This window comes from Streptomyces sp. ADMS (assembly GCF_033441795.1).
Lineage (GTDB): Bacteria > Actinomycetota > Actinomycetes > Streptomycetales > Streptomycetaceae > Streptomyces.
The window spans coordinates 2,116-8,105 of sequence record NZ_JAVFVX010000011.1 but is presented as its reverse complement, the minus strand read 5'-3'; the positions used below and the strand labels follow the sequence as shown (position 1 = coordinate 8,105).

The following is a 5,990-nucleotide window of genomic DNA, read 5'->3' as shown; positions in this document are numbered from 1 at the left end:
GCTGGTGCTGGTGCTGGTGCTGGTGCTGGTGCTGGTGCTGGTGCTGGTGCTGGTGGAGGCGGGGGCCGGGCGGCCCCAACCCCAACCTGGCCTCGGATACCGGGAGTTGACTCGACAACTGGCCGACGCCCTTCCCGTCCCCGTCCGCCGGGGCGGAGTTCTTCGGGTACGACGCCTGGGGGAGAGGGCTGGAGCGGCGGGCGGACGGCTGGTGTCCGAGGGTGGCCGGGGACCGGATGCTCGCGGCGGTCGAGGAACTGGCCGTCCGTGACCGCTGGGGGGAGCGGAGCCGGGTGCGGTGTCCGACGCTGGTGGTGAGGGGGGGAGAGACGGGCACGATGCGTGAGCGGGAGCAGGCGGAGACGAGGGAGTGCCCGCCGGGGAGGGATACGGAGACGGTCGCTGTTCCTCCGGGCCGGGCATGACGTTCATCTGGACCGGCCGGGTGGCTGGCGGAGGCGGTGCGGGCGTACGTCGGGCTGTAGGGCGCCGGGCCGTGGGAAAGCGGGGAAGACGACGGAGAGGACGACGGACTCCGCCATGTCCGTAGTGCCTCACTGGCATAGTCGCTACGCTCCGAGCGGGGGAACACGGGTGCGGATGGGGGGAGTTGACAGTGCTCCGGAGACCGGTGTGGCAGTGCTGCGGTGCGTTGTGGGGCGTCGGTCTGTTACTGATCGGCTGTTCGGGTTCGGGAGGGAACACGGCCGCCGGGTCCAAGGGCTCGACAACCAGCAGTGGCACGCGCTCCAGCCCGACTTCAAGCCCAGACCCGAACGCAAGCCCAAGCCCGAGCCCGACCCCCGGCCCCACAGGTCTGGCCTTCACCCCCGACCCCGCCCGCGTGCCGAAGACCCGCGCGCAGGCCGTACGCCTGGCCCGCGCTGTCGCGGCGGAGCCCGTCAACTGGGGTCCCGGCTTCGTCAGACGTACGCCGTACGAGAGTGACCCCGGCTACTGGCCCGTGCTCGACGCGAACTGCGTCTGGCAGCGCGAGTCGCTGCCCGCGACGGTGCTCGCCTCACTCACCCGTTACAGCGAACTGCCCGCGGAGGACGGCAAGGGCCCGATCCGCGTCACCGCCGTCGCCACCGTGCACCGAACCGCGACGGACGCCGGCTGGGAGATGGCCGGGATGCTCGAAGAGGCACTGCGCTGCCCCGACCAGCAGCTCCGCCAGGGCGAGCGGATCACCGGACTGCTCTCCCAGGGCTCGGCGTTCGGCCTGATGGGCAACTTCACCTCCGAGGACTCGCTCACGGAAGGCGGCCAGTACTACAGCGACGAACTCGGCGGCCCCCACTACTACTCCTGGTCGCAGAGCCGCCTGGGCCAGGTCACCGTGGCCGTCGTCGGCAGGGGCGCCAAGGACAGGACCGAGGCAGAGGTCAGTACCGCCCTGAGTCAGGGAATAACCCAGATGCTGACCGACGTCGAGACCGAACTGGGGGCGGCGGAATGAGCGGGCGTCTGCTTCCCACCGACCCCTCCTCGATCGGCGGACACCGGCTGCTGGCCCGCCTCGGCGCGGGTGGCATGGGCGTGGTCTACCTCGGGCGTACGGAGGCCGGGGCGCTGGCCGCCGTCAAGGTCATCCAGGCCGAGTACGCGGACGAGCCGGACTTCCGCGCCCGCTTCCGCCGTGAGGTCGAGGCGGCCCGCCGGGTGACCAGCCCCTGGGCGGTCCCGGTCACCGGCGCGGACCCGGACGCGGCGGAACCCTGGCTGGCCACCGCCTTCGTGCCCGGACCCTCGCTCGGGGAGGCGGTCGTACGTCATGGTCCGCTGCCTGCCCGGAGCGTGCGGGTCCTGGGCAGGATGCTCGCCATGGCGCTCCGCGAGGTGCACGCGGCCGGGCTCGTCCACCGTGACGTCAAGCCCGCCAACGTCCTGCTCGCCGTGGACGGTCCGCGCCTGATCGACTTCGGGATCGCCCGCGCGGCCGACGAGACCGCGATCACCTCCACCGACCTGGTCGTCGGCACGCCCGGATTCCTCTCCCCCGAGCAGGCCGAGGCGCGCGGCGCGGCGGTGGGCCCGGCGAGCGACGTCTTCTCGCTGGGCTGTCTGCTGGCGTACGCGGTGACCGGCCGTCCGCCGTTCGGCACCGGTGCGGTGGACGCCCTGCTCTACCGCACGGTCCACGACGAGCCCGACCTGGCCGACGTCGAGGCCGAAGAGGGCACAGAGGACGGCGAGCTGCTGACGCTGCTGCACATGTGCCTGGCGAAGGACACAGAGGACCGTCCGACGGCCGAGCAGATCTGCACGGTGCTGCTGGTCGAGGACGCCGTCCCCGACGGCGGCCAGACCGACTGGCTGCCCGACGACGTCGTACGGGGAATCGCGGACCGCTCCTCCGAGATGCTGGCGCTGCCCGACATCGAGCCGACCGTCGCAGAAGCGGCAACCGAAGGGGCCGAGGACGCGGAGCCGGCGTCGCCCGGCCGCCGCCGGCTGCTCCTGGCCTCCGGGGCGGCGGTGCTCATGGCGGCGGGCGGGGCCGCGGCCTGGGCCGCCCTGCGCGACGACGACACCCCGGGCACCCCGGCGGCCCGCCGCTGGGCCATCGGGGTGCAGGCGGATCTCAGCGGCGCGCAGCGGACGGCGGGCCGGGCGCAGGAGCGGGGCGCGCGGCTGGCGGTCGAGCAGTTCAACTCGCGTAAGGACAAGCCGTTCGAGCTCGCCCTGAAGACGGTCGACGACGGCGGCAGCGCGGGACGGGCACCCGCCGCGGCCAGGACGCTGATCCAGGACACCGACGTACTCGCCGTGCTCGGCCCGACCAACGACGAGACCGCCCACGCGGTCCTCGGCGCGTACGACGAGGCCCTGCTGCCGCTGCTGTGCGTCTCGGCCGGAGGGCTGATCCTGACGACGGCTCAGTACCGGTCCTTCGTGCACTGCCGCCCCAGTGACGCGGCGGTCGCTCTCCCGATCAGCGTCTACCTCATGGGGCAGAAGGAGACAGCGCGCCCCGGCGTCCTCCAGGACCGGACCGCACAGACGTACGCCCAGGAAACAGCCTCGATCAGCGTCCTCATGCTGCGCCAACTGGGCAGGCCGGCCTACCCCCGGGTGGTCCCGGCGGGCACGGACGACCTGGCACCCGTGGTCGACGACATGCTGCGGGCCGGGATCGGCTCCTTCGTCTACGCCGGGTACGCGCAGGGCGCGGCCCAGGTGGCCCGGGAGCTGGCGAGCGCCGGCTTCGACAAGCCGCGGATCAGCTCGCAGGCCGTGATCGACCCGGCGTTCCTCGATCTGGCCGGGGACGCGGCCGAGGGGTGGCTGATGACCTCCTCCTTCGTCGACCCCACCGCCGTGCCGGCCGCGGCGGCCTTCACCACGGCCTTCCGCAAGCGCTACGGCGAGGCGCCCGGCTACTACGCCGCCGAGGCGTACGACACCGTCAACCTCGTCCTCCAGGAGCTGCTGAAGGCCACGAAGACCACGAAGGCCACCGAGACCGCGACGGCAGGACGGCCGCCGAACCGCAAGGAGCTGGTGGGCCTGCTGCGCGGGACCCGCTACAAGGGCATCACCAAGGAGTTCGCCTTCAAGCCGGAGGACGGCACGTTCGCCGGCTGGGGCATCTTCCTGCACAAGGTCGAGGACGGCCGGTTCCGCTTCCTCGGCGAAGCCCCCTCCGAGGTGTAGCGGTGGGCGGGGCGCACTCGGAGGGGCGCGCGGGAGACGGCGTGGAAGGCCGCGTGGGAGTGCACGCGCTCAAGCCGGGCGACCCGCCCTTCGTCGGCGGCCACCGGCTGCTCGGCCGGCTCGGCGCGGGCGGCATGGGCGTGGTCTACCTGGCCCGTTCGACGGGCGGGGCACTGGTCGCGCTGAAGGTGATCCGCGCCGAGTACGCGGCCGACGACGGCTTCCGGGCCCGGTTCCGGCGCGAGGCCGAGGCGGCGACCGGGCTCACCGGACGGTGGGTGGTACCGGTCACCGCTGCGGAACCCGAGGCCCACGAGCCCTGGCTGGCGACCGCCTTCGTACCGGGCCCGTCGCTGGCCGAGGCCGTCGAAATGGACGGGCCGCTGCCGGAGCGTACGGTACGCGCCCTGGGCGCCCGGCTGGCCGAGGCGCTCACCGAGGTGCACGCGGCGGGCCTGGTGCACCGGGACGTCAAGCCGCACAACGTGCTGCTCGCCCTGGACGGCCCCCGGCTGATCGACTTCGGCATCGCGCGTTCCACCACGGCCACCGCGCTGACCGCGACCGACGTGGTGATCGGCTCTCCCGGCTATCTCTCGCCGGAACAGGCGCAGGCGCGAGCCGGTGACATGGGCCCGCCGAGCGACGTCTTCTCGCTGGGCTGCGTCCTGGCGTACGCGGCGACCGGCCGCCGCCCGTTCGGCACCGGCACCCCGGCCGCCGTCATCTTCCGTACGGTCCACGAGGAACCGGACCTGGACGCGGTGCCCCGGGCCCTGGTCCCGCTGCTGACGAGCTGCCTGGCCAAGGACCCGCAGGCCAGGCCCACCGCGCGGGAGGTACGGGACGCCCTGACGGACGAGGGCGAAGACGAGGGCGAGAGTGACTGGCTGCCGCCCACGCTGCCCCGGCTGATCGCGCGACGCTCGGCCGCCGTCCTGGCCCTTCCCGACCCCGTCCCGGCCACCCTCGTACAGCCGCTGGAACCGCCCTCCCCCTCCCGGCGCCGCCTGCTGACCCTGGGCTCGGCCGCCGCGGTGGCCCTGACCGGCGGCGGACTGGCGGCCTGGGCCGCCTCAAGGCCGACGGCGGCGGACAGCGAGGGCGGGACGACGGGCTCGGGACCACTGCCCGTGTACGTCATCGGAGTGCACGCGGACCTGACAGGAACGGACAGGACGATCGGCCGGGCGCAGGAGCGGGGCGTGCGGCTGGCCGTGGAGGACTTCAACTCCCTCTCCCGTGCCGGCAGTTCCGGTTCCTCTGGCGGCCGTACCTTCGAGCTGGCCCTGAAGGTCCTCGACGACGCGGGGGAGGCGAAGCGGGCCGGGGAGGTGGCCGGAAGGTTCGTCGCGGACCACGACGTGTACGCCGTCATCGGCCCGACCGGCAACGCCGCGACCGATGCGTCCGTCGCCCGCTACGAGAAGGCCCTGCTGCCCGTCGTGACCGTCTCCGCCGGCCTGGATCCGTACTCCAGCCTCCGCGCGTTCTTCCAGCTCAGACCCGATGAGAACGCACTGTCGACGCCCTTCATCCACTACCTCACCCACGTCGAGAAGAGCCGCAGGACCGCCCTCATAGACGACCGCGCGGCAAGCCGCGTCAGCTGGCAGATCATCAAAATCCTCACCGCGTACCCGCCTGCCGACGGCACGACCACCACCCATGCCGTCCCCGCGGACAGCGAGGACTTCGACACGGTCGCCGCCGCCGTGCTCGCCGCCGATGCCGATGCCGTGGTCTACGGCGGCACCTCCCCGCACCGGGCCGCCCTGTGTGCCCGCTCGCTGGTCCAGGCCGGATTCCGGGGCCCGTGCATGGCGCCGGAGCCGGTCCTGGCGCCCGCGTTCCTCACGGAGGCGGGCACCGCGGCCGAGGGCTGGCTGATCAGCGCGACCTATGTCGACCCGGCCGAACTGCCCGCCGCGGCACGCTTCGTGACGGCGTACAGGAAGCGCTTCGGGGTGCGCGAGGTCGAGCGCTTCGCGGTGGAGGCGTACGACGCGCTGCTCTTCGTCGCCCAGGGTCTGGGCGGCCTGGGCTCGGTCGAGGTCGAGCGGGGCGCGATGGTGCGCAGGCTCCGTGCGTCCACCTACAAGGGGCTCGCCAAGACCATCGAGTTCGATGCGAAGACCGACCAGTTCCAGCTGGTCAACGGCCTCTTCCTGCACCGGGTGGAGGGCGGCGCGCCGCGCTTCCTGGGCCGCTACGACCAGGTCGAGAAGACCTGATTCGGCGGGACGCTGCTCTGGCGGTCCTCTGGCGGTCCTCTGGCGGTCCTCCGGCGGTCCTCCGGCGGTCCTCCGGCGGTCCTCCGGCGGTCCTCC

General features: G+C 73.2%; 4 protein-coding genes. All 4 read left to right on the top strand.

Annotated elements, in window-relative coordinates; genetic code table 11:
• On the top strand, positions 1-271 hold a 271-nt coding region (locus RB628_RS07345; RefSeq protein ID WP_318319479.1), incomplete at its 5' end, for a hypothetical protein.
• 573 nt (positions 272-844) lie between these two features.
• Complete coding sequence (locus tag RB628_RS07340) at positions 845-1,462, top strand: hypothetical protein (RefSeq protein ID WP_318319478.1); 618 nt, start codon at positions 845-847, stop codon at positions 1,460-1,462.
• On the top strand, positions 1,459-3,660 hold the full coding sequence (locus RB628_RS07335) for a bifunctional serine/threonine-protein kinase/ABC transporter substrate-binding protein (protein WP_318319477.1): 2,202 nt from the start codon (positions 1,459-1,461) through the stop codon (positions 3,658-3,660). Before RB628_RS07340 ends, RB628_RS07335 begins: the two co-directional genes overlap by 4 nt.
• Before the next feature lie 59 nt (positions 3,661-3,719).
• On the top strand, positions 3,720-5,894 hold the full coding sequence (locus RB628_RS07330; RefSeq protein ID WP_412180610.1) for a bifunctional serine/threonine-protein kinase/ABC transporter substrate-binding protein: 2,175 nt from the start codon (positions 3,720-3,722) through the stop codon (positions 5,892-5,894).
• Positions 5,895-5,990 lie beyond the last annotated feature (96 nt).